The sequence below is a fragment of the Tardiphaga sp. 215_C5_N2_1 genome (assembly GCF_052076055.1).
Taxonomy (GTDB): Bacteria; Pseudomonadota; Alphaproteobacteria; order Rhizobiales; family Xanthobacteraceae; genus Tardiphaga; species Tardiphaga robiniae.
This window is the reverse complement of the sequence record NZ_CP197240.1, coordinates 5,460,182-5,484,095: the sequence shown is the minus strand read 5'-3', so window position 1 is coordinate 5,484,095 and position 23,914 is coordinate 5,460,182. Positions and strand designations below refer to the sequence as shown.

The 23,914-nt window shown below is 62.0% G+C and carries 20 protein-coding genes; 7 read left to right on the top strand and 13 right to left on the bottom strand.

Annotated elements, in window-relative coordinates; genetic code table 11:
• Positions 1–17 precede the first annotated feature (17 nt).
• Positions 18–1,679, bottom strand: coding sequence for a flavin-containing monooxygenase (locus tag AB7828_RS26005; protein WP_441231555.1), 1,662 nt, complete (start codon positions 1,677–1,679; stop codon positions 18–20).
• A gap of 211 nt (positions 1,680–1,890) precedes the next feature.
• On the opposite strand from AB7828_RS26005, the gene AB7828_RS26000 reads away from it, so the two are divergent.
• The 3 genes from AB7828_RS26000 to AB7828_RS25990 are packed head-to-tail and all read left to right on the top strand — an operon-like array spanning position 1,891 to position 5,021.
• Positions 1,891–3,024 (top strand): nitronate monooxygenase, encoded by a 1,134-nt coding sequence (locus AB7828_RS26000; protein ID WP_441231554.1) that lies wholly within the window; start codon positions 1,891–1,893, stop codon positions 3,022–3,024.
• A 17-nt stretch (positions 3,025–3,041) separates the two neighbouring features.
• Positions 3,042–4,559, top strand: a complete 1,518-nt coding sequence (locus tag AB7828_RS25995; RefSeq protein ID WP_441231553.1) for an acetyl-CoA acetyltransferase — start codon at positions 3,042–3,044, stop codon at positions 4,557–4,559.
• Between the two features lie 6 nt (positions 4,560–4,565).
• The gene (locus AB7828_RS25990) at positions 4,566–5,021 is read left to right on the top strand and encodes a PaaI family thioesterase (protein WP_441231552.1); all 456 of its coding nucleotides are present in this window, start codon (positions 4,566–4,568) and stop codon (positions 5,019–5,021) included.
• Between the two features lie 65 nt (positions 5,022–5,086).
• Here AB7828_RS25990 and AB7828_RS25985 read toward each other — a convergent pair whose 3' ends face one another.
• From AB7828_RS25985 to ltnD, 5 genes are all read right to left on the bottom strand, one after another.
• Positions 5,087–6,292: an efflux RND transporter periplasmic adaptor subunit gene (locus AB7828_RS25985; protein WP_441231551.1), complete on the bottom strand. Its 1,206-nt coding sequence runs from the start codon at positions 6,290–6,292 to the stop codon at positions 5,087–5,089.
• Positions 6,282–9,467, bottom strand: a complete 3,186-nt coding sequence (locus AB7828_RS25980; RefSeq protein ID WP_120288434.1) for an efflux RND transporter permease subunit — start codon at positions 9,465–9,467, stop codon at positions 6,282–6,284. The genes AB7828_RS25985 and AB7828_RS25980 overlap by 11 nt, the downstream gene beginning before the upstream one ends.
• A 458-nt stretch (positions 9,468–9,925) precedes the next feature.
• The gene (otnK, locus tag AB7828_RS25975; RefSeq protein WP_441231550.1) at positions 9,926–11,203 is read right to left on the bottom strand and encodes a 3-oxo-tetronate kinase; all 1,278 of its coding nucleotides are present in this window, start codon (positions 11,201–11,203) and stop codon (positions 9,926–9,928) included.
• Positions 11,200–11,982, bottom strand: a complete 783-nt coding sequence (otnI, locus tag AB7828_RS25970; RefSeq protein ID WP_116661265.1) for a 2-oxo-tetronate isomerase — start codon at positions 11,980–11,982, stop codon at positions 11,200–11,202. The genes otnK and otnI overlap by 4 nt, the downstream gene beginning before the upstream one ends.
• A 17-nt stretch (positions 11,983–11,999) precedes the next feature.
• On the bottom strand, positions 12,000–12,917 hold the full coding sequence (gene ltnD / locus AB7828_RS25965; protein WP_441231549.1) for an L-threonate dehydrogenase: 918 nt from the start codon (positions 12,915–12,917) through the stop codon (positions 12,000–12,002).
• Between the two features lie 133 nt (positions 12,918–13,050).
• On the opposite strand from ltnD, the gene otnC reads away from it, so the two are divergent.
• The gene (gene otnC / locus AB7828_RS25960) at positions 13,051–13,716 is read left to right on the top strand and encodes a 3-oxo-tetronate 4-phosphate decarboxylase (RefSeq protein ID WP_441228621.1); all 666 of its coding nucleotides are present in this window, start codon (positions 13,051–13,053) and stop codon (positions 13,714–13,716) included.
• Between the two features lie 21 nt (positions 13,717–13,737).
• Here the strand turns inward: otnC and AB7828_RS25955 are convergent, their stop codons facing one another.
• The 6 genes from AB7828_RS25955 to AB7828_RS25930 form a co-directional block, all read right to left on the bottom strand.
• Complete coding sequence (locus AB7828_RS25955) at positions 13,738–14,442, bottom strand: ABC transporter ATP-binding protein (protein WP_068733264.1); 705 nt, start codon at positions 14,440–14,442, stop codon at positions 13,738–13,740.
• The gene (locus AB7828_RS25950) at positions 14,426–15,160 is read right to left on the bottom strand and encodes an ABC transporter ATP-binding protein (protein WP_068733262.1); all 735 of its coding nucleotides are present in this window, start codon (positions 15,158–15,160) and stop codon (positions 14,426–14,428) included. The genes AB7828_RS25955 and AB7828_RS25950 overlap by 17 nt, the downstream gene beginning before the upstream one ends.
• Complete coding sequence (locus AB7828_RS25945) at positions 15,157–16,140, bottom strand: branched-chain amino acid ABC transporter permease (RefSeq protein ID WP_170849756.1); 984 nt, start codon at positions 16,138–16,140, stop codon at positions 15,157–15,159. The genes AB7828_RS25950 and AB7828_RS25945 overlap by 4 nt, the downstream gene beginning before the upstream one ends.
• On the bottom strand, positions 16,140–16,973 hold the full coding sequence (locus AB7828_RS25940; protein ID WP_210269314.1) for a branched-chain amino acid ABC transporter permease: 834 nt from the start codon (positions 16,971–16,973) through the stop codon (positions 16,140–16,142). Before AB7828_RS25940 ends, AB7828_RS25945 begins: the two co-directional genes overlap by 1 nt.
• A gap of 267 nt (positions 16,974–17,240) precedes the next feature.
• Entirely contained in the window at positions 17,241–18,491 is a 1,251-nt protein-coding gene (locus AB7828_RS25935; RefSeq protein WP_068733256.1) for an ABC transporter substrate-binding protein, read from the bottom strand.
• Positions 18,492–18,572: 81 nt separating this feature from the next.
• Positions 18,573–19,391, bottom strand: a complete 819-nt coding sequence (locus tag AB7828_RS25930) for a putative hydro-lyase (protein WP_175368759.1) — start codon at positions 19,389–19,391, stop codon at positions 18,573–18,575.
• A 119-nt stretch (positions 19,392–19,510) separates the two neighbouring features.
• Here AB7828_RS25930 and AB7828_RS25925 point away from each other — a divergent pair, with 119 nt between their 5' ends.
• The 3 genes from AB7828_RS25925 to AB7828_RS25915 are packed head-to-tail and all read left to right on the top strand — an operon-like array spanning position 19,511 to position 22,648.
• The gene (locus AB7828_RS25925) at positions 19,511–20,428 is read left to right on the top strand and encodes a LysR family transcriptional regulator (protein WP_309947612.1); all 918 of its coding nucleotides are present in this window, start codon (positions 19,511–19,513) and stop codon (positions 20,426–20,428) included.
• A 41-nt stretch (positions 20,429–20,469) separates the two neighbouring features.
• Positions 20,470–21,717 (top strand): Zn-dependent hydrolase, encoded by a 1,248-nt coding sequence (locus AB7828_RS25920; RefSeq protein ID WP_231078085.1) that lies wholly within the window; start codon positions 20,470–20,472, stop codon positions 21,715–21,717.
• A 22-nt stretch (positions 21,718–21,739) separates the two neighbouring features.
• Positions 21,740–22,648, top strand: coding sequence for an NAD(P)-dependent oxidoreductase (locus AB7828_RS25915; RefSeq protein WP_439057168.1), 909 nt, complete (start codon positions 21,740–21,742; stop codon positions 22,646–22,648).
• Positions 22,649–22,720: 72 nt separating this feature from the next.
• Here AB7828_RS25915 and AB7828_RS25910 read toward each other — a convergent pair whose 3' ends face one another.
• On the bottom strand, positions 22,721–23,797 hold the full coding sequence (locus AB7828_RS25910) for a tartrate dehydrogenase (protein ID WP_439057167.1): 1,077 nt from the start codon (positions 23,795–23,797) through the stop codon (positions 22,721–22,723).
• Positions 23,798–23,914 lie beyond the last annotated feature (117 nt).

Genomic DNA, 23,914 nt, shown 5'->3' with positions numbered 1-23,914 from the left:
AGTTTCTCGGCCCACCTCTACGAGGCCACCGCCTCCTTTGGCCGCGCGCCCACCGTCATCGCAAATCCCTCATAGTCCTTTGCTGCGACATCATTGCAGATCTGCCGGTAGACACCGACGCCGCCGATATAGGGCATGAATATCTGCGGCTTGCCGGGAATATTCGCGCCCATATACCAGGAATTGGCCTGTGGATAGAGCGTGCCGGCCGCCACCTCGTTGACATGCGCGACCCATTTGTCCTCCGCGGGATGCGTCGCCTCGATCACCTCTGCGCCACGGTCGCGCATATAGCTCAGGCAATCGGTAATCCAGTCGACATGCTGCTCGATGGACACGATCATGTTCGACAGCACAGACGGCGAGCCGGGGCCGGTGACGATAAAGAGGTTCGGGAAGCCGGCGCTCATCAAGCCGAGATAGGTTCGCGGACCTTCCGCCCATTTGTCATTCAGCGTCTGGCCGCCGCGACCACGAATGTCGATCTTGGCGACCGAGCCGGTCATCGCGTCGAAGCCGGTGGCGAGCACCAGCGCGTCGACCTCGTAATCCTTGCCGCCGGTGCGCACGGCATGCGGCAGAATCTGCTCGATCGGATGGGCCTTGATATCGACCAGCGTCACATTCGAACGATTGAAGGTCGCATAGTAATCTGTGTCGACGCAGATACGCTTTGAACCAACCGGATGATCGGTCGGCTGCAGCAGCCTTGCCGTTTCGGGATCGCTGACGATCTCTGAAATTCTCTCGCGGATAAAATCGGCAGCGGTATCGTTGGCGCGCTGATCCAGGACCAGGTTATTGTAGACGCCCATGAAGGTAAGTCCGCCCGATGTCCATCGCGCATGATACTTCTCGCGCCTTTCATGCTCCGGATCGTCGAGCGCGCCGCGATCCGGAATCGGCTGCACGATGCCGTTCTTGAAATCCTCACGCGCCTGCCTGCGAATCTCCGGATAGTTGTCGCGAAGCGATTTGCGCTCGTCATCGGTGAGCGGCGCATTGCGCGCCGGAACACTGAAATTCGCAGTACGCTGGAACACAGTGAGTTGGCTCGCCTGTTCGGCGATCAGCGGGATCGACTGGATCGCCGACGAGCCGGTGCCGATGACGCCGACGCGCAGGCCGGTGAAATCGACTGGCTCATGCGGCCAGTTTCCGGTGTGATAGACCTTGCCTTTGAAGTCCTTCATGCCACGGAATTCGGGCGTGCGGGCGTTCGACAGACAACCCGTCGCGAGCACGACATGCTGCGCGGTGGTGGTCTGGCCATCGGAAGTCGTCACCGTCCATCGATTGGCGCACTCGTCGAATACCGCAGATTTGACGGTCGTGTCGAACTGGATGTCCCTGCGCAGATCGTAGCGATCGGCGACATGGCCGGCATAGCGCAGGATTTCCGGTTGCGGCGCATAGCGCTCGCTCCAGTCCCATTCCTGCTGCAATTTGTCATCGAACGAGAACGAATACTGCATGCTCTCGACGTCGCAACGCGCGCCGGGATAGCGGTTCCAGTACCAGGTGCCGCCGACATCGCCGCCCTGTTCGAACACCTTCACGACAAGGCCGAGGCCACGCAATTTGTATAGCAGATAAAGCCCCGCGAACCCGGCACCGACGACCACGACATCGATGCGCGCGTTCTGATGCGAGACAGGTTGCGGCTGAGCAGCGGCCATGCGTTCACTCCCGTAGTTTTTGCTTTGCTTGTTACGGGCAGCATTTCCCGCATGACGCGAAAGCGCAAGGGGGAAATCGGGCGACGTTGCCCCGGTATTTTGCCAGGCGGAATGCCGCTCGTCCGCTTGGCATCGCCCTTCCCCATACGCTAGCGTTCATCACGAACTCGCCACATGAAGCGGGTCACAAGAGATTCAGGGAGACACGCCGATGAAGTCGCCGATCTGCGAGATGCTGGGCATCGCATTTCCGCTACTCGCTTTCAGCCATTGCCGCGACGTGGTTGCCGCCGTCAGCCGTGCCGGCGGCTTCGGTGTGCTCGGCGCCACCGCACATTCGCCGGAAACGCTGGAGCAGGAACTGAGGTGGATCGACGATCATGTCGATGGCAAGCCCTACGGCATCGACGTGCTGATCCCGGAGAACATCTCCACCGCCGGCGAGAAGGACGTCACCTGGAAATCGCTGGAGCGCCGCATCACGCCGGAACATCGCGCTTTCACCAAGAGCCTGCTGAAGAAATACGGCGTCGATCTCAGGATCACCGAAGTGTCCGCCGACCAGCCGCAGCCATTCGATGGCGAGACTGCACTGCGGCTGCTCGACGTTTCCTTCAATCATCCGATCCGGCTGATCGCCAATGCACTCGGCGTGCCACCGAAGGCGATGATCGAGATGGGCAAAGCCCATGGCGTCCCGGTGGCGGCACTCGTCGGTGCTAAGGAACATGCGATCCGGCAGGTTGCGGCCGGCGTCGATATTCTCGTGGCGCAGGGTACCGAGGCCGGCGGCCATTGCGGCGAGGTCTCGACCATGGTGCTGGTGCCGGAGGTGATCAAGGCCGTCAAGCCGATGCGCGAGGTCCCGGTGCTCGCCGCCGGCGGCATCATGACCGGGCGGCAGATGGCCAGCTGCATGGCGATGGGCGCGGCAGGCGTCTGGACCGGTTCGGTGTGGCTCGCAACCACGGAATCTGAAACCTCCGAAATCTTTCGCGAGAAGATGATTGCCGCCTCGTCGCCCGATGCGATCCGCTCCAGGGGCCGTACCGGCAAGCCCGCACGGCAATTGCGCTCGGTCTGGACCGATGCCTGGGATCGCGGCGAAGACAGCCCAGGCGCACTGCCGATGCCACTGCAGAGCCTGATCAGCCGCGACGCCTTCGCCTCGATTGATCGTTCCGCAGCCGCAGGCAATGCGCAGGCGCGAGATCTGGTCAGCTATTTCGTCGGCCAGGGCGTCGGCCTGATTGACAGCGTCAAGTCGGCAGGCGCAGTTGTGCAGGAGTTCAAGGAGGACTTTGCCGAAGCGGCGGAGCACCTCACCATGCTGGTTTCCGAATAGAGGCAAGAGCAAGAACAATGGCAGTGTCGAACCAAGCTGAAGACCGCATCCCCGTCATCGTCGGCGTCGGCGAATTCTCGGATCATCCGAAGGAGCTCACGGAGGGTCTCGAGCCGCTCGCGCTGATGATCGAGGCGCTGAAGCGCGCGGAGCAGGACTCTGGCGGGAAGCTGCTTGGGGATATCGACTCGCTCGACATCGTGAACTTCCTGAGCTGGCGCTACACCGCACCGGAGAAGCAACTCAGCGAGAAGCTCGGCATCGCGCCGAAGCACGCCTATTACGGCCCGGTCGGCGGCGAGAGCCCGATCCGTTACATTCATGAAGCAGCCAAGCGTATCGCGCGCGGCGAATCTCAGGTCGCAGCGATCACCGGCGCGGAATCGCAGGGCACGGCCACCAAGGCCGAACGCGCCAAGGTGGATCTGCCCTGGACGCCATTCGCCAAGGATGCGCCGGAGCCGCTGCGCGGTGCCAACTACCAGAAGCCGATGGCGACCAAGCTCGGCGTGGCCAAACCGGTCACGGTCTACCCGTTCTATGAAGCCGCCTCCGCCGCGCATTGGGGCCAGACGCCGCGCGAGGCCCATCGCGAATCCGGCGAGCTGTGGTCGCGCTATGCAGGCGTCGCGGCGACCAATCAGGAAGCGTGGAACAAGAAGGCCTTCACGCCCGACGAGATCACAACGCCGACGCCTGACAACCGGCTGATCGCCTGGCCCTATACCAAGCTGATGGTCGCCAATCCGATGGTGAACCAGTCGGCCGCCATCCTCGTCACCAGCCTTGCCAAGGCGCGCGCTGCCGGCGTGCCCGAGGATCGCATCGTGCATATCTGGGGCGGCGCTTCGGCCGAGGAGCCGCGCGACTATCTCGACCGCGACCAGTATGTGGAAAGCCACGCGCAGAATGCGGTGCTGAAAGTCGCGATGGATCTGGTCGGCGGCTCCGGCAAGAATTTCGGCGCCATCGAGCTCTATAGCTGCTTCCCCTGCGTGCCGAAGATGGCCCGCCGCACCCTCGGCCTTGGCAGCGACGTGCAACCAACCGTGACCGGCGGTCTCACCTTCTTTGGCGCGCCGCTGAACGACTACATGGCGCATGCCGCCTGCGCGATGGTGCGCAAGATCCGCGCCGGCACTAGGACGGGACTGCTCTATGCACAAGGCGGCTTCGTCACCAAACACCATGCGCTGGTGGTGTCGAAGGATATGCCGAAGGAGACGATCGCGCAGGACACCAATGTGCAGGCTGACGCCGATCGCAACCGCAAGCCCGTTCCGACTTATGTCACCGAGGCCTCGGGCAACGGCACTGTGGAAAGCTTCACGGTGATCTACGGCCGTGGTGGCGAGATCGAACACGGCGTGGTGATCCTGCGCACTGCTGCCAATGAACGCGCGCTGGCGCGTGTGCCGGTACAGGACCAGGCGACACTGGCGTTTCTGATGGATCAGGACAAGACGCCCGTAGGATCGTCAGGCGCGATCAGCACGGCGGGTGATGGTGTGCTGGAGTGGCGAAAGGCGCAATAAGGCGAGATGACCAAATTCATTCCAAAGGATGCAAACTTCGAGGCCCGCGTGCAGGCGAGCTTCGCCCGCCAAACGGCGATGGCGACACTGGGTATCGAAGTTGCTCGCCAGGCAGCCGGCGAAGTCGAACTCAAAATGCCGTACAACACCGCCTTTACGCAGCAGCACGGGTTCATTCATGCCGGCATCATCACGACAGCGCTGGATACAGCCTGCGGATATGCCGCCTTCTCGCTGATGCCCGACGATGCCGCGGTGCTGACCGTCGAATTCAAGACCAATTTTCTGGCCCCGGCCCGCGGCGAGCATTTCCTGTTTCGGGCCCGCGTTCTCAAGCCCGGAAGAACCATAACGGTTTGCGAGGGCCAGGCCTTTGCGGTGGAGCAGAGCGAGGAGAAGCTGATTGCAACGATGAGCTGCACCCTGATGGCGCTGTTCGATCGCGAAGGCATCACGCATTAGACGAGAGTAAACGCAGGAGTCGCTTTGCCGAGCATATGGGCCCGGCATAGCGCGGCGTCAACGCCCTACCCCTTCACTTCCTTCTTGTCTGTCTCAGCCGTCGGCTTACCGCTCTTCGGCGCGCTGCCGCCGGTAATGCGGACCTTGTCGCCATCGTTGAGGCCGTCCGGCGGGGCAATAACGATGCGGTCGTCCGCGGTGATGCCGGAGGCGAGTTCAATGTCGCGGCCGAGATCCCTGGCAATGGTCACGGTCTTGAACAGGATCTTGTCGTCCGGGCCAACGGTCGCGACGCGTAGACCGCTCTTGTTGAAGATCAGCGCCGAAGCCGGCACATGCAGCGGCGCGGAATCGCGCGCGAGGCTCATCTTCACATTGGCATAACCACCCGGCAGCAATTCGCCGCTCGGATTGTCGAGCACGAGCTGCATGCGCGTGGTGCCCGAAGCCACATCGACTGACTGCGACGAAGCTTCCACCGTGGCCGGGAACGTCTTGTTCGGATGATCGGGCACGCTGATGATCGCCTTGGCACCTAACCTGATCGCCGGCACATAGCTCTGCGGCACGTCGACATAAACGCGCAGCTTCTTGATATCAGATACCACGAACATCGCGGCACCGGTGCCGGTGCCGCCCGAGATCAGCGCGCCGACATCGGTGTTGCGCTGGGTCACAACGCCATCGAACGGCGCGGTGATCTTCTTGTAACCGGCCAGCGCTTCCAGACGCTCAACATTGGCCTGGCCGGAATTCACGGCGGCGCGTTTGTTGTTGAGGTCGGCGGTGCGTTCGTCGATTTCCTGCGCCGAGACGAAGTTCGACGCCACCAGCGTCTTGCGGCGGTTCAGCGTTGCTTCCGACAGTTTGGCGCTGGACTGCTGGCTGACAAGGTCAGCACGGGCCTGCAGCAACTGCTGATCGAGGTCCGGGGCTTCGATCTCGGCGATCACCTGGCCGGATTTGACCTGTGCACCGATATCGGCGCTCCAGCTCTTCAGATAGCCCGAGACGCGGGCAAAAATCGGCGCGCGGTAATAGGCTTCGAGCCGGCCGGGCAGATCGAGCGACGCGTTGAGGACGCGGGCATCCGGGGGAGCCACAGCGACGGTCGGGATCGCCTGATCGTCCGTCCAGGCCTTTAAATCGCTCTCGGTCTTGGCGCGGGCCATGATGCCGGTGACGACGATGGCGCCTGCGGCGCACAGGCCAATCACTCCGACCAGGCCGAGCTTGCGGCGCGATACCGGGGGGGTCTGCTCAGTGGGCATGCAAAGTCTCCGAGGTGGCCGCGTCCGGCGCAGGCTGCTGTTTCTTGTGAACCATGCTGAACACCACCGGCACGAACATCAACGTGGCGATGGTAGCAAAAATCAGGCCGCCGATGACAGCGCGGCCAAGTGGCGCATTCTGCTCGCCGCCTTCGCCCAGCCCGAGCGCCATCGGCGCCATGCCGATGATCATGGCCAAAGCGGTCATGAGCACAGGCCGGAAGCGGACGAAACCGGCTTCCGAGGCGGCCTTGATGGGGTCGCCGAGGATCGCGTAGCGCTCGCGGGCAAAGGAAATCACCAGCACCGAATTGGCCGTCGCGACACCCATACACATGATGGCACCGGTCAATGCCGGAACCGACAGCGTGGTCTGCGTCGTGAACAGCATCCAGACGATACCGGCCAATGCCGCCGGCAGCGCGGTGATGATCACGAACGGATCGGACCAGGACTGGAAGTTCACGACGATCAAGAGATAGATCAGCACGATCGCGCCGAGCAGGCCGAACAAAAGGCCGGCGAAGGCGCTGTTCATGGTCTGCACCTGACCGAGCAGCGCCACATTGCTGCCCTTCGGCACATCCGCCTTGGTTTCTTCGAGCACCTTGTAGATATCGTTGGACACGGAGCCGAGATCGCGGCCCTGCGTGGTGGCATAGATCTGCACCATCGACTGGATGTCATATTGCGACACCACGGCATTCGAGGTCGAGCGATTGATGCTGGCAATGCCGCCGAGCATCGGGGAGTTGTTGCTGGCATTCACGGCGGTGATCGGCAGCGTCTCCAGCGCACCCAGCGAATCCAGTTTGTATTGCGGCGTCTGCATCACGATGGAATAAGACACGCCGTTATCAGGACTGAGATAATAGGTCGGCGCGACTTGCGACGAACCTGCGAGGTTGACCACGAGGCTGTTGGTGACGTCGCGCTCGGTCAGGCCGACATATTGCGCACGGGTGCGATCCACATCGATGTTGAAGCCGGGATTGTTCGGCGACTGCTGGAGCCGTGCATCGGCAATGCCGGGAATGCGACGGATCTTGCCGAGCAGCTTGTTGGCATATTCGAAGTTCGCCGCGAGATTCGCACCGCGGATCTGCAGGTCGATCGGGGCCGGGGCGCCGAAGTTCAGGATCTGGCTGACGATGTCGGCGGGCAGGAAGGCAAAGCTGACGCCGGGGAACTGCCGCGGCAGTTGCTCGCGCAATTGCCGCACATATTCCTCGGTCGGCCTGTGGCCTTCCTTCAGCTTGATCTGGAAGTCACCATCCTGCGGGCCGATCACGCCGGTGTTGTTATAGGTGAGATTGATGCCGGAGACGGGCATGCCGATATTGTCGGTCATGGTCTCGATCTGATCCGGCGGGATGATCTTGCGCACCGCCTTGGTGATATCGGCGAACTGGTTCGCGGTTTCCTCGATGCGGGTGCCGACCTGGGCGCGGACATGCATCAGGATGGCGCCGCCATCGACCGATGGGAAGAAGTTGCGGCCAAGGAACGGCACCAGCAGAAACGACACGCCGACGACGCCGAGGAAGCCGATCACAAAAACGGGGCGCCGCGCCAGCGCCATATCCAGCAGGCCGTGATAGCCGCCGCGGATCCGCTCGAAGCCGGCTTCGAAGCCACGCTGGAAGCGCACCAGTGGATTGCGGGTCGGCGGCTTCTCGCCGTCATGATGGACGTGCGGCTGCAGCAGATACTTGGCCATGGTCGGCACCAGCGTGCGCGACAGCAGGAACGACCAGACCATCGCGAACATCACCGCTTCGGCCATCGGCACGAACAGGAAGCGCGCAATGCCGTTGAGGAAGAACATCGGCACGAACACGATACAGATACACAGCAGTGACACGAAAGCCGGCGTCACGATCTGCGCCGCACCGTCCATGATCGAGGTCTCGACGTCCTTGCCCTGCTCCAGATGGTAATTGATGTTCTCGATGGTCACCGTGGCGTCGTCGACGAGAATACCGACCGCAAGTGCCAGACCGCCCAGCGTCATGATGTTCAGCGTTTCGCCGATCATCGACAGCATGATGATGGCACCGAGCACCGCCAGCGGGATCGACACCGCGATGATAACGGTGGAACGCCAGCTGCCAAGGAACAGCAGGATCATCACCGACGTCAGCAAGGCCGCGATGACGCCTTCCACGGCCACGCCCTCGATGGCGCCGCGCACGAAGCCGGATTGGTCGCCGATATAGCTGATCTTCAATGCGTCCGGCAACGCGGCGCGATAATCGATCACCTTCTGCTTGATGCCGGATATGATATCGAGCGTCGAAACCGAACCGGCCTTCAGCACCTGCATCAGCACCGAGCGATTGCCATCCACATGCACGATATTGGTCTGCGGCGGATTGCCGTCGCGCACGGTGGCGACGTCATCCACATAGACCATGGCGCCGTTGACGCTCTTGATTGGCAGCCGGCCGAGTTCTTCGATCTTCAGCGGCGAGTTGTTGAGGTTGATCGTGTATTCGAACTCGCCGATCTTCTGCGTGCCGACTGGCGTGATCAGGTTCTGCGCCGCCAATGCATTGGCGACGTCCTGGCCGGAGAGACCGCGCGCCTGTAGCGCGCCGGGATTGAGGTCGATCTGGATCTGGCGCTGCTTGCCGCCGAACGGATACGGAATCGCGGCACCGGGCACGGTGACCAACGGCGTGCGGAGCTGGTTGATGCCGATATCGGCGAGGTTCTGTTCGGTAAGACCGTCACCCGACAGTGCGACGTTGATGATCGGCACCGTCGAGGCCGAGTAATTCAGAATCAGCGGGGGCGTGGCGCCGGGCGGCAACTGCTTGATCAGCGTCTGCGAGATCGCGGTGACCTGCGCATTGGCGGTGCGGATGTCGACATTGGGCTGGAAGAAGATCTTGATGATGCCGAAACCAGCATAGGAATTGGCAGTGATATGCTCGATGTCATTGACCGTGGTGGTCAGTGCGCGCTGGAACGGCGTGGTGATACGGCCGGACATCTGGTCCGGCGGGAGGCCGGTATATTGCCAGACCACGCCGATGACCGGGATGCGGATGTCAGGGAAAATATCGGTAGGTGTGCGAAGCGCGGCCAGCGGCCCGACAATCAGCAGCAGCAGGGCCAGCACCACAAAGGTGTAAGGCCGGGTCAGAGCAATGCGCACCAACGAAATCATGAACGGGTAGTCCTCGATACATTGACGAGAGGGGCACTGCGGAAACCCGCCTGCCCACGATCGAATTCACCTGTTTAGAGAGATCGTCCGCATCCGATTAGTGAGCCGGGCCGGCATAAGCCTATCGGCTCGGTTCATGAATGAACGGGCAATCCTCTTTGCATGAAGGGCTGCGAACGAGCGGTTTCCCGGCCTGTCCACGCCAGCAGATTTACCCGACCTGCGACAAAATAGCTAACGCGCGAAGCCTCACGGCAATTCACTTCAGCGGTATTGTTAATTGTTTCCGGGCCGCCGTGGCGTCCGCACAACAGTTTTAGGCTTAAATAGACGCGGCTGCGGCTCGCGACACCCAAGGTGTCATGGGCCGGTCAAGATGAACTATCTGTAATGCGCGCGGCGCAAGCAGCGCCCTGCCTATTCGGGCAGCCTGTCGCCCCGGGATTGGGCGACATCCATCAGGTCATCAGGCCAAGCGCATCTTCAAAAAAAGCCGGTCCGCCGAAATTGCCGGACTTGAGCGCCAGCAACATCTCGCGCTCCGCCGTACCGACCGCGCGCAATACCGGCACACCGGGAGCGATTTCCGCACCAACCCGAAAACCCGGAATGCCCAGCCGATCGACGACAGCACCGGATGTTTCGCCGCCAGCCACGACGAGCCGTTGTACGCCGGCGCGGACGAGACCTTCAGCGAGATCGGCCATCGCCTGCTCGATGGCATGCCCGGCGGCATCGCGGCCATGGCGCTTTTGCAGGGCTGTCACCTGATCCGGCGTCGAACTGCTGGCGATCAAGACCGGGCCCTTGCCCAACCGCTCCTTCGCCCAGCCGAGCGCGCGCTGGACTTCCGCGCCGCCGGCAATCACCTGTTCGGGATCGAGATGCAGCACCGGCATCACCTGTTCGGCGCGCGCGATCTGCTGCAGCGTCGCCTGCGAACAACTCCCAGCCAGACAGGCTGCAGCGCCGCCCACAGGCGTATCCTTGATCGAGGTCGCCGCATTCGCCTTCACACGGCCGGACGCGACCAGTGCGCGCGCCAGGCCAAGCCCCATGCCGGATGCACCGACCGAGACGCGATGACCCAGGGCGACCGCACCGATGGTTTCCAGATCGCTGGCAAATACGGCGTCGATGATCGCCGCGCCAAAGCCATTCTCCGACAGTCCATCGAGATGCGTCCGCACCACGTCGGCGCCGCAGGCGACAACTCCGAGATCGACCAACCCGATATTTGTCGCGCTCTGCCGCGCCAGCACACGGACGAGATTGGAGTCGTGCATCGGATTGAGCGGGTGATCCTTCAGCGGACTCTCGTTCAGCGGCACGGAGCCAACGAACAGATTGCCCTGATAGACCGTGCGGCCGGTCTCGGGGAATGCCGGCGTCACCAGCACGATATTGTCACCGGAATCGAGCCGCAACGCGTCCATCACCGGGCCGATATTGCCGGCGTCGGTGGAATCGAATGTCGAGCAGATCTTGAACAGCACATGATCCGCGCCGCGGCTGCGCATCCATTTTTCGGCGGCGCGCGATTTCTCGACCGCCCTGCTGGCCGCGATCGAGCGACTCTTCAGCGATACTACAACGGCATCGACGTCCGGCAGCTGCAGATCATCAGCAGGAATGCCGATGGTCTGCACCGTGCGCAGACCGCAGCGGGTCAGTGTGTTGGCCAGGTCGGACGCACCAGTGTAATCGTCAGCGATGCAGCCCAGCGCCAGCGTCATGCTTTCACTCCGGCATAGGGTTTGAACCAGCCAAGTCCTGCGACCGTGTCGCCGGCCGGGCGATATTCGCAGCCGACATAATTGTCGTAGCCGATCCGGTCGAGTTCATCGAACAGGAACGGATAGTTCAGTTCCTCGCCGGACGGCTCGTTGCGCGACGGCACGCTGGCGATCTGGATATGCCCAATCCACGGCAGCATCTCGCGCAGCCGCATCGTGACGTCACCGTGCATGATCTGGCAGTGATAGATATCGAACTGCAGCCCGAGATTCGGAATCTTCATGTCGGCGATGATGTCGCGTGCGAACATGAAGTCGTTGAGAAAGTAGCCGGGCACGTCGCGCGGGTTGATCGGCTCAATCACCACGTCGACGCCATGTTCGCCGAGAAAATTCGCGGCCCATTCAACAGATTTGCGGAAGGCCGCGACGGCCTTCGGATCGCGGCGATCGGCGAGACCTGCCATCATGTGCAGGCGGCGGACATTGGTGGCCAGGGCATAAGGCAGTGCCGTGTGAATGCTCTGCCGGAGCTCATCGAACTTGTCGGGGCGTGCGGCAAAACCCTTCTCACCGGCATTCCAGTCGCCCGGCGGCAGATTGAACAGCACCTGCTTCAGGCCATTGCGCTCCAGCCGCTCGGCAATCGCCTCCGGCGGATGCTCATAGGGAAACAGGAATTCCACCGCCGTGAAGCCGGCCTTGGCCGCGGCATCGAAGCGATCGAGGAACGCGTGTTCGTTGAACATCATGCTGAGATTGGCGGCGAAGCGGGGCATCGATCGTCCTCTTGTTCTTAGTTCGGCTCGCCCGGCAGCTTGGTGCCGGTGACCTTGGCATACATCCGCGCCACCGACGCATCATCATCGCGGCCCATGCCGGAGGCCGAGGTCATCAGAAACATCTGCAGTGCCGCAGCGGAGACCGGCACGGGGAATTTCGCTGTACGCGCCATGTCCTGGATGATGCCAAGATCCTTGACGAAGATGTCGACCGCGCTACGCGGCGTGTAATCGCCATCGAGCACATGCGGCATGCGATTCTCGAACATCCAGGAGTTGCCGGCGGAGGCGGTGATCACCTCGTAGACCTTGCGGATATCGAGACCCTGCTTGGCGGCAAACGCGATGGCTTCCGAGGCGGCGGCGATATGTACGCCTGCGAGGAGCTGGTTGATCATCTTGAAAGCGGCGCCCTGCCCGGCGGCATCACCGAGTTCGTAGAGCTTGGCGGCCATCGCATCGAGCGCCGGCCGCGCCTTGGCAAAGGCAGCCTCGCTGCCGGATGCAAGAATGGTGAGTTCGCCCTGCGCCGCGCGCTGTGCACCGCCGGAGATCGGGGCATCGAGGTAATGTCGGCCGGTGGCTTCGAGATCCCCAGCGAGACGGCGGGCGACATCGGGATCCATCGTCGCGGACGATACGAATACCGCACCTTTCGGCAGCGTTTCGGCAACGCCATCCGTCCCGAACAGGATGGTCTCCGTCTGCGCGGCATTGACGACGACGCTGATGACGATATCCGCGCCCTGCGCAGCGCCGGCCGGGGTATCCGCGCCCTGCCCTCCGTCGGCCACGAAGCGCTTCACCGCATCCGCCGAGACGTCACAGCCGGTCACCATGAAGCCGGCCTTCTTGAGCGACAAGGCCATGCCATAGCCCATCGATCCCAGACCAATAACGGCGACGCGTGGTTTTTCAGATGCAGGTGACATGCGGCAATTCCCTAGGGGTCCTCGATGGCCAGCTTGAGGCGGCCTTGCCTCTCGGTAACACGGCTTGGCCATCATGCCAAAGCGTGGGAAAAAGCATCACGAGGAAATGCCAAGAAAAGACCGAGGACATCCGGTGACTGACACAAAGCTGCGTGAAGAGATCTGCCGGCTCGGCCGCTCGCTGTTCGACCGCGGGCTGACGCCGGGCTCATCAGGCAATATCAGTGTGCGCTGCGATGATGGCGGCTGGCTCGTGAGCCCGACCAATGCGTCACTGGGCTCACTCGATCCGGCCCGGCTATCGCGCCTCGACAGCAACGGCCGCCTCATGTCTGGCGATGCGCCGACCAAAGAGGTTCCGCTGCATACGGCGCTGTATGAGACCCGCAGCGCCGCCCGCGCCGTGGTGCATCTGCATTCGACCCATTCGGTGGCGGTGTCGATGCTGCCGGAGATCGACCCACGCGCGGTGCTGCCGCCGATGACGCCCTATTACCTGATGAAATGCGGCGCGACGGCCCTGGTGCCGTATTATCGGCCGGGCGATCCGGCGGTCGCCGATGCTATCAAGGGCCTCGCCGGTAAATATTCATCCGTGCTGCTGGCCAATCACGGCCCGGTGGTGTCCGGCGACACGCTGGAAGCAGCGGTCTATGCCATCGAGGAACTCGAAGAAACCGCGAAACTCTATCTGCTGCTGCGCGGGCTCAACCCGCGGCACCTGACGCCGGCACAAGTGAAGGACCTGGTGGCGACGTTCGGGCTGGTTCTGCCGGATCATGACGCGCATGGGCACTAGTCGCCCACGTCCTTCGACAACTTACAGCCCCAGATACGCCTTGCGCACATCCGGATTGGTCGCAATCTCCGAGGCCTTGCCCTGCATCTGGACGCGGCCGGTCTGCAGGATATAGGCGCGGTCGGCGATCTCCAGTACTTCGGCCATGCGCTGCTCGACGATCAGCACGGTCATGCCCGCGTCGCGGATCTTGATGACCGCCTGAAAGATCTCGTCCACCAGCTTCGGCATGATGCCCTGCGACGGCTCGTCGAGCATCAACAGGCGCGGACGGGTCATCAGTGCGCGGCTGATGGCCAGCATCTGCTGCTCGCCGCCGGACAGGGTTTCGGCGCGCTGCTCGAGACGTTCGGAAAGGCGCGGGAACAGGTCGAACACCAGCTTCAACGGCTCGTCGCGATCGGGCTTGCCGCGATACATGTAGCTGCCGAGGCGGAGGTTGTCTTCCACCGACAACCGCGGAAACAGCCGGCGGTTTTCCGGCACATAGGCGATGCCGCGCGCGGTGATGAGATGCTGCGGCACGCCGTTGATCTGCTCGCCATCGAAGGTGACGGTGCCCGAACGCGGACGCTCGGCGCCGGCGATGGTCTTGATCAGCGTCGACTTGCCGGCACCATTGGAGCCGCAGACGGCGACGATCTCGCCCTTGGCGACGTCGATGGTGACGTCCGAAATGGCGACCAGCCCCTGATAGGCGGTGGTGGCCTCACGCACCGACAGCATGGCGATCCCCGAGATATGCACTGATGACTTCAGGATGCCGCACGACATCCGCGGGTTTGCCCTCGACAAGCTTCTTGCCGAGATTGAGCACGATGGCGCGGTCGACCAGCGGCATGACGATTTCCATGACGTGTTCAACCATCAGCACGGTGACGCCGGTCTCGCGGACCTTGCGGACCAGGGCCACGCCCGACTGCGCCTCGAGCGGCGTCAGGCCGGTGAGACATTCGTCGAGCATCAGGAGCTTCGGTTCGGTGGCCAGCGCACGCGCCACTTCGAGGCGGCGCTTCTCCGACGGAATGAGATCCCTAGCAAGCTTGTCGGCGCGCGGGGCAAGACCGCAGAACTCAAGCACCTCATGTGCCTTGCGCCGCGCATCGCGCATCTTTTCGTTGCGGATCAGCGCGCCGACGATGACGTTGTCGATCACGGTCATGGTCTCGAAGCTCTTCACCACCTGGAAGGTGCGCGCGATACCGCGCTGGCAGCGTTCCGCCGCCGGCATCTGCGTGACGTTCTCGCCGTTGAACCAGATCGTGCCCTGCGTCGGCGGCAGCACGCCGGCGATCAGGTTGAACAGCGTCGACTTGCCGGCGCCGTTCGGCCCGATCAGGCCGACGATTTCGCCAGCGCCGACGGAGATCGAGACGTCGCTATTGGCGATCAGGCCGCCGAAGCGCTGCCAGACGCCACGGGTTTCGAGAAGAGGTGTCGTCATTGCGGCACTCCTTTCGAAGCCGGACGTCGCGAGAATAGGCCGATCAAACCATCGGGCCGCGCCAGCGAGATCACGACGATCACTGCGCCATAGAGGATGAGATCGACGCCGCGGCCGGAGCCGCCGATGAAGGAGCGCGTCAGTTCGGTCATCGGGATCAGGATGACCGCGCCGAGCACCGGGCCCCACAGCGTGCCGATACCACCCAGCACCGCAGGCAATGCCATCAGCAGCGAGAACTGGAAGGTCATGACGCTTTCAGGATCGATATAGGAGACGAACTGCGCGTAAAACGCACCGCCGATCGCGGTGAGGAAGGCCGAGACGGCCGCTGCGCCCATCTTGGAATTGAACACCACGACGCCGAGGCTTTCGGCCGCATCGGGATTATCCTTCACCGCGCGCCACCAGAAGCCCCATTTGGAGTCTTCCAGCCACCAGGTGATGAACCAGGCGACGCAGCAGAACACCAGCGCGAAGTAATAGAACGGCAGCTTGCTGCGCGTGAACTGGAACTTGGCCCAGCTATCGCCGCGCACGGGAATGTCGATGCCGAGCGCCGCACCGGCATAGTCCCAGTTGTGGAACAGCAGGAAGCCAATTTCGGCGATGACGATGGTGGCGATGACGAAATAGTGGCCGCGCAGGCGGAAGGTCGGATAGCCCAATGCGAGCGCGATCAGCGCGGAGATGATGCCACCGCCGAGCATGCCGAACCACGGCAGCACGCCGAATTTGGTGAACAGCAGCGCCGTCGTATAGGCGCCGAGGCCGAAATATAGCGCGTGGCCGAGCGAGATCTGGCCGCAGTAGCCGCCAAGGATGTTCCAGGCCTGCGACAGCGCCGCATACATCAGGGTCAGCACCATGATGTTCTGGACATAGACGTCCTTGACGAAGAACGGCACGCAGGCGGCGATGGCCGCAAGCGCGGCGGCGAGGATGAGGTCGCGGCGGCGACGCTGTGTGAAGCTGTCCATCAGATCGATCCGAACAGGCCGCGCGGCCGGACAAAGACAACGAGAAGATAGACGGCATAAATGCCGACCGATTTGAGCGACGGCGGCAGGATCATCGCCGTGGTCGCCTCGACCAGACCGACGATGATGCCGCCCGCGAACGCGCCGAACACGCTGCCAAAGCCGCCGAGCGCCACGGTGACGTAAGCGATCAGCGCAAAGGACGCGCCAACGTCGGGATAGATGTAGAAGAAGATCGCCATCACGCCGCCGGCGAGACCGATCAGCGCCGAGCCTAGGCCCCAGCCGAGGGCGAACACCTTGTTCTTGTCGATGCCGACCAGCGCCACGGCACCGGCATCCTCACGGGTCGCTTCGAGCGCGCGACCGAAGTCGGTCTTCTTCATGAAGAAGTAGAGCGCGCCGAAGGCAGCAATGGAAATCAGCGCGCCGACCAGCTGTGGCACCGGCAGAAATACGCCGAAGATCGAGATCGTCTTGCCGCCGAGCATCGAGGCCGGGATGCTGCGATAATCCGGGGTGAAGAAGAACTGCGCGAGGCCGCGCATCAGAATGGCGAGGCCGAAGGTTGCGAAGATCTGCACCATGCCGATATTGGCCTTGGCCCGCATCGCGAAGCGTATGATCACGAGATAGATCACCGCGCCGAACACGAACATGCCGGCCGCCACCAGCGGGATCGACAGCAGTGGGTCGACCGCCCAGAACATGAACAGGAAGAAGGTGAGATACATCGCCAACATCAGGAATTCGCCATGGGCGAAGTTGGTGACGTCCATCAACCCGAAGATCAGCGCGAGGCCGACCGCGAGCAGGCCGTAGAGCAGCCCCATCAGCAATCCGCTGGCAAGGCTCTGGATGATGGTCGCGGCGGTCACGAAGTAATCCTCTCTGTCTGTCGTCCCCGCGAAAGCGGGGACCCATAACCACCGACATCACAACTGGGCGATGCCGGTCAGACCAGGTGCAAACCAATCCTTCGGAGGATATGGATCCCCGCCCCCCGCACGCCTTCGGCGTGCTAGGCGGGGATGACACCGGAGTGTGTGGTGACGTCGTCGAGTCCGACGACGACGCCACATGCGTTTAGAGAACGCGCCTTACGGCATCGGCCAGATCGCATCCGCCACGGCGGCCTGCGGCGGGAAGATGGTAACGAACTTGCCACCATTATACTGCAGCAGTACCGGATCGGCGTTGTTGTTCTGGCCCAACTCGTCGAACTTGACCTTGGCCCACGGCATGATCGTGCTTTCGCCCGGCATGTCGGTGGCGACCAGCGCTTCGCGGATTTTCTCACCATCGGTGGACTTGGCACGATTGATGGCGTCGGCCATCACGATCAGGCCCATGAACTGGCGCGAGGAGTAGTCGTTGAAGTCCTTGCCGGACTTCTCCTTGAACATGTCGTTGATCTTGCCGACCATCGGACGCTTGGCGGCGAGATCGAGCGAGAAAGAACCGCGCGAGATCACGCCCGGAATCTTGTCACCGACCGCGTCATACAGCGCCTTCTCGGAGAAGCCGGCGTCCTGTGCGACGATGTTCTTGGCCTTGTAGCCGAGTTCGCCCATGGTCTTGATGAGCAGGATGCCATCGGTGGTGTAGCTCGACGGCATCAGCACGTCGGCATTGGCAGCTTTGAGCTGCTGCACTTCGGCAGTGAGCGACGGCGAATTGGCGCGATACTTGATGTCCGCGACGATCTTGTAACCGCGGTCGGCAGCGAGCTTGAGCTGCGCATTCGCCGAGTCCGTACCGAAAATCGTGTCTTCATGGAACAGCGCCAGCGTCTCGATCTTCTGCCCCTTTTTCTTCAGCGCATCGAAGAAATCGAACATCGCCGTCGAGAACATTTCGTCATGCGGAGCGGCGCGGAAGTAATATTTCAAACCGCGGCGATGCAAGCTTGGCGACGAGTTGTCGGCCGACAGGAACGGGATCTGGTAGCGCTCGCAGATCTGGCTGACGGTGACGGCTACGGCGCTCTGGTAGGTGCCGACGATGGCCGAGACCTTCTCCTGGGTGATGAGGCGTTCGGCTTCAGCGCGGCCCTTCTGCGGATCGGCCTGGTGGTCGGCAAATACGAGACGCACCTTGGCGCCGCCGAGACCGGTGAAGCCTTCACCCTTCGCCATCGGCAATGCGAAATCGTAATCCTTGTTGATGATATCGGCAGCAGTTTCGAAAGCCTTCTGCGCGTCGACGCCGATTTGCGCGCTGGCGCCAGACAGCGGATAAATCACGCCGATCACGACTTCCTTGACCTGCGCGCGCGCAGGTTTGGCGAGAGGCAGCAGCGCGGCGGAAGCGGCGCCTCCAAGCAATACGTTTCGGCGAGAAATCGTCATGTCTTTGTCCTTTGTGACCGGCGGCTATCGATGAAACTAATCAAGGTTACGGTAAAGCCCGAAAGATCGGCAAGCTGCTTCTTATAAAACAGCCAAATGCTTATTCTTCAGGTCCGTGACGAGCATGACACCCGGCGCATGCGTAATCGCGAACGGCACGCGCGCTGCAGCAATGACCGCTTGCGGCGTGACGCCACAGGCCCAGAACACCGGGATTTCATCGTCGTTGATGTGCACCGCATCGCCGTAATCAGGCTTGTTGATATCCTTGATGCCGATCGACTGCGGCAGACCCAGATGTACCGGCGCACCATGCACTGCGGGAAACCGCGAGGTGATCTGGACGGCACGGATCGCATCAGCCGGCTTCAGCGGTCGCATCGACACCACCATCGGCCCGGCGAACGGGCCAGCGGATTTGCAGGCGATGTTTGTGCGATACATCGGCACCAGCACATCCTGTTCGATGTGACGGATCGGCAGGTCATCGGCCATCATGGCTTCTTCGAAAGAATACGAACATCCGATGACGAAAGACACGAGATCGTCGCGCCAGTACTTCGTCACCTCGTAAGGGCGATCAATCGCCTCACCATCCTTCCAGACGACATATTGCGGAATGTCAGTCCGGATATCGAGATCAAGACCGAGGGCGGGAATGCTTGGATTGCCGACATCGGACATGCCGATGATCGGGCACGGCTTCGGATTGAGCTGGCAGAAGCGATGGAAAGCCGCGGCCTGGGCTTCCGGCAGAATGACGAGATTGCCCTGGACATAACCCGGGGCCACTCCGGCGGTGCTGCCATATTTGCCCGCGCGATATTCGCGGCGAGCAACCGCGCTGGGCAAGTCCGAGGATCGATCGTCGCTTTGCTGCGCTGCCGAAGAAATAGCCATCTTAGTGTCCTGCCTAATTCTGCCTCGACACGCACTGAAACTCAGGGCTAGTATAATGTCTAATCGTTGTTTTTAATCGACATTCATAAATCCTACTTATCGATAGCCGGATCGCATCCATGGCGGACTTCAAGGCGCTGGAGACTTTTCTCTGGGTGGTCAATCTCGGCAGCTTCCGCGGCGCGGCCCAGAAGCTCAACACGACCCAGCCGGCAATCTCCCAGCGTATCGCGCAACTGGAACACGAGATGGGCGTGCGGCTTCTGCAGCGTGACCGCCGTATGGCCTCGCCGACGCCGGCCGGACGGCAGATGCTGGTCTATGCCGAAAAGCTGATCGGCCTGCGCTCCGAGATGATGGCGGCGGTTGGCGATCGCTCGGCAATGCGCGGCGTGCTGCGGCTCGGCGTCGCCGAGACCATCGTCCACACTTTGCTGACGCGGCTGATCAAGCACGTCAACATCTCGTATCCGAACCTGTCCCTCGAAATCGAGGTTGATATCACGCCGAACCTGAACGCGCGGTTGCAGGCACAGGAGATCGATCTGGCTTTCGTGCTCGGGCCGCTTTCGACATCCAACATTCGCAACCGTGTGCTGTGCGACTACCCCGTCGGCTTTCTCGCCAGCCCTTCGCTCAAGCTCGGCGACGGTCCACTCTCGATCCACGACCTCGCGAAATTTCCCATCATCACCTTCTCGCGCAAGACCCGGCCCTACGAGATCGCGCGCTCGCTGTTCAACCGGCCCGACCTGCCACCGATCCGGCTGCACGCCAGCGCGTCGCTATCTACCGTGATGCACATGGCGATCGAAGGCTTAGGCATCGCACTGATCCCGACAGCCATCATCGAGAACGAACTCGCGGACGGACGGCTGCAATTGCTTAATACCAACCTGCAGCTCCAGCCGCTGACATTTTCGGCAAGCTGGCTCGCGTCACCCGACACGGCCGCAATCGAACTCGTCGCAGGCATTGCTGCGCAACTGGCGCAGAACAGCCCATTGGTTGACGAGCCGGCAGCGTCGGGTCATTGAAAAGCAGGCCTCTTCAACACAAACTTCTCGGGACAGACCGCATGACCAAGCTTGGCGACAACCTCAAAATCGATTCCGCACGGCTGTGGGACACGATCAACGAGACAGCGAAATTCGGCGGCACCCCAAAAGGCGGCGTGCGACGCCTGACGCTCGGGCCTGAAGATAAATTGGTGCGCAATTGGTTCCGCAAGGCGTGCGAAGATGCCGGCCTGGAGGTGCATGTCGATGCCCTCGGCTCGATGTTCGCGCTGCGTAAGGGCCGCGACATGTCGAAGGCCCCGATCGGCGTCGGCTCGCATCTCGACACCCAGCCGACCGGCGGCAAGTTCGACGGCATTCTGGGCGTGCTCGGCGCACTCGAAGTCGTGCGCACGCTCAACGATGCCGGCATCGAGACCGAGATGCCGATCTGCATCGCCAACTGGACCAATGAAGAAGGCTCGCGCTTTGCGCCGGCGATGATGGCCTCCGCTGCCTATGTCGGCGACTTCACCACCGACGACATTCTGTCGCGCAAGGACATTGCAGGTGTCACCGTCGGCGAAGCGCTCGACGAGATTGGCTATCGCGGCGACGTTGCGGTCGGCACGCAGAAATTCTCGGGCTTCGTCGAACTGCATATCGAGCAAGGCCCGATCCTGGAGGCCGAAAGCAAGACCATCGGCGTGGTCGATTCCGGCCAGGGCGTGCTGTGGTTCGACGGCAAGATCACCGGCTTCGAGAGCCATGCCGGCTCGACCCCGATGCCGCTGCGCAAGGATGCGCTGGCGACACTGTCCGAGATCGTGCTGGCCACCGAGCGTGTCGTCAGCAATATCGGCGCGCTCGGCACTATCGGCGAAGCCGTGATCGCAAATCCGTCGCGCAACGTGATCCCCGGCGAGATCGCCTTCACCATGGATCTGCGCAGCGCCGACGCCGGCAAGCTGGACGCCATCGAGAAAGGCGTGCGCGATGCCATCAAGGAGATCGCCGCGCATCGCAAGGTTGACGTCGCCTTCGACAAGGTCTGGCACAAGCCGCCGACGCACTTCAACAAGGACTTCGTCAATGCGGTTGAGACGGCCGCGACGTCGCTCGGCTACTCGCATCGCCGTATCACCTCAGGCGCCGGCCACGACGCCTGCAACCTCAACAACATCATGCCGACAGCGATGGTGTTCATTCCGAGCAAGGATGGTATCAGCCACAACGAGCTCGAAAGCTCGACGCAGGAAGATTGCGCCGCCGGCGCCAATGTATTGATGCATACGGTGCTGGCGCTTGCCGGCGTCGCATCGAAGTAACGAAGACAGACAGGGGATAGTGATGCGGGGTGTATTCGTCGATGCCAGCGAAGAGCTGGCGAAGATTCTGGAACGGCTGACGCAGCCGGGCGACATCGCAATCAAGATCAATCGGGATGAGGACATCAAGTCGGCCGATTTGCCTGAGGTGCTGGACGGCGCCGAGATCGCCATCGTCGATCACACCTATCTGCCGACCGATGTGGCCAAGCAGTGCGCCGGCCTGAAGCATGTGGTGTTTCTCGGCACCGGTGCGCGCAGCTATATGCATATCGAGGAGCTCGCCGAGCTGGGGATCGAAGTCCACCTGATCCGCGGCTATGGCGATACGGCCGTTGCCGAATGCGCCATCGCGCATATGTGGGCTGCTGCGCGCGGCCTTGCCCAGCAAGACCGTGAAATGCGGGCCGGCAACTGGCTGCGCGATGAAGGCATGGAGCTGACTGGCAAAACGGTTGGTCTGATCGGCTTCGGCGGCATCGCTGCGGAAGTCGCGCGTATTGCGCTCGGTTCGGGCATGAAGGTGATTGCCTGGAACCGGTCGCCGAAGACCCATCCCGGTGTCGAGTTCACTGACATGGAAACCGTGCTGTCGCAGAGCGACGTCGTTTCAATTCATCTTCTGCTGAACGACGAAACCCGCGGCATGATCACCCGCGAACGTATCGGCCAGATGAAAAAGAGAGCCGTTCTCGTCAACACAGCGCGCGGAGCCGTGGTCGATGAAGCGGCGATGATCGATGCGCTCCGGTCCGGTCATCTGCGCCATGCCGGCCTCGACGTGTTCGACATCGAGCCGCTGCCGGCTGGCCATGTGCTGACAACACTGCCGAACGTGACGCTATCGGCGCATTCGGCTTTCCGCACGCCGGAAGCGAGCGTGAATTTGATCGCGGCGGCGTGGAAGCATTGCCGGCGGATCGCCGCCTAACCTTCGAGCTATCCTGAAACGAAAATGCCCGGCATGACGCCGGGCATTTTTTTGCGCATCAGTAGCAGGAGATTACTCGATCATCTCAGCGACGGCCTTGCCGCAAGCGCCGGTATCGGCCTGACCGCCGAGATCGCGCGTCCGCAGTGTACGCTCTTCGAGTGTGCGTTCGATCGCCTTGACGATGGAATCCGCAGCAGCCTTTTCGCCGAGATGCTCCAGCATCATCGCGCCGGACCAGATCATACCGATCGGATTCGCGATGCCCTGCCCGGCAATATCCGGCGCCGAGCCATGCACCGGCTCGAACACCGACGGGAAATCGCCAGTCGGATTGATATTGCCGGATGGCGCGATGCCGATGGTGCCGGTGCAGGCCGGGCCCAAATCGGACAGGATGTCGCCAAACAAGTTGGATGCAACCACGACGTCGAACCAGTCCGGATGCATTACGAAATTCGCGGTGAGGATGTCGATATGATACTGGTCCCACTTCACATCGGGATAGTTCGCGCCCATCGCCTTCACACGTTCGTCCCAATAGGGCATCGTAATCGCGATGCCGTTGGACTTGGTCGCCGAGGTCAGGTGCTTCTTCGGCCGCGACTGCGCGAGATCGAACGCGAATTTCAGGATGCGGTCGACACCGGTGCGGGTCATCACCGTCTGCTGGGTAACGAATTCACGGTCGGTGTCCGGGAACATGCGACCGCCTACCGATGAGTATTCACCCTCGGTATTCTCGCGCACCACCCAGAAGTCGATGTCGCCGGGCTTGCGGCCGACCAGCGGACAGGGCACGCCGGGCATCAGGCGCACCGGGCGCAGATTGACGTATTGGTCGAATTCGCGCCGGAACTTGATCAGCGAGCCCCACAACGAAATGTGATCCGGAATCTTTGCCGGGAGGCCGACGGCGCCGAAATAGATCGCATCATGCTTGCCGATCTGCGCTTTCCAGTCGTCCGGCATCATCTGGCCATGCTTCTCGTAATAGTCATAGGACGAGAAGTCGTAATGATCGAAATGCACCTTCACACGATGCTTTTTCGCTGCCGCTTCAAGGACGCGCAGGCCTTCCGGCATGACTTCCTTGCCGATGCCGTCGCCGGGGATGACCGCGATCCGATATTCTTTTTGTGCGCTCACGTGGGGGTTCCTTCGCCAGTAATTCTGCCTGCAGATGTGGACCAAAGCCGGCCTGCGATCAACGCTGCACTGCAATGTTGACCGGTTTTGCCGCACGGGCCTAACTCTGTCGCAGCC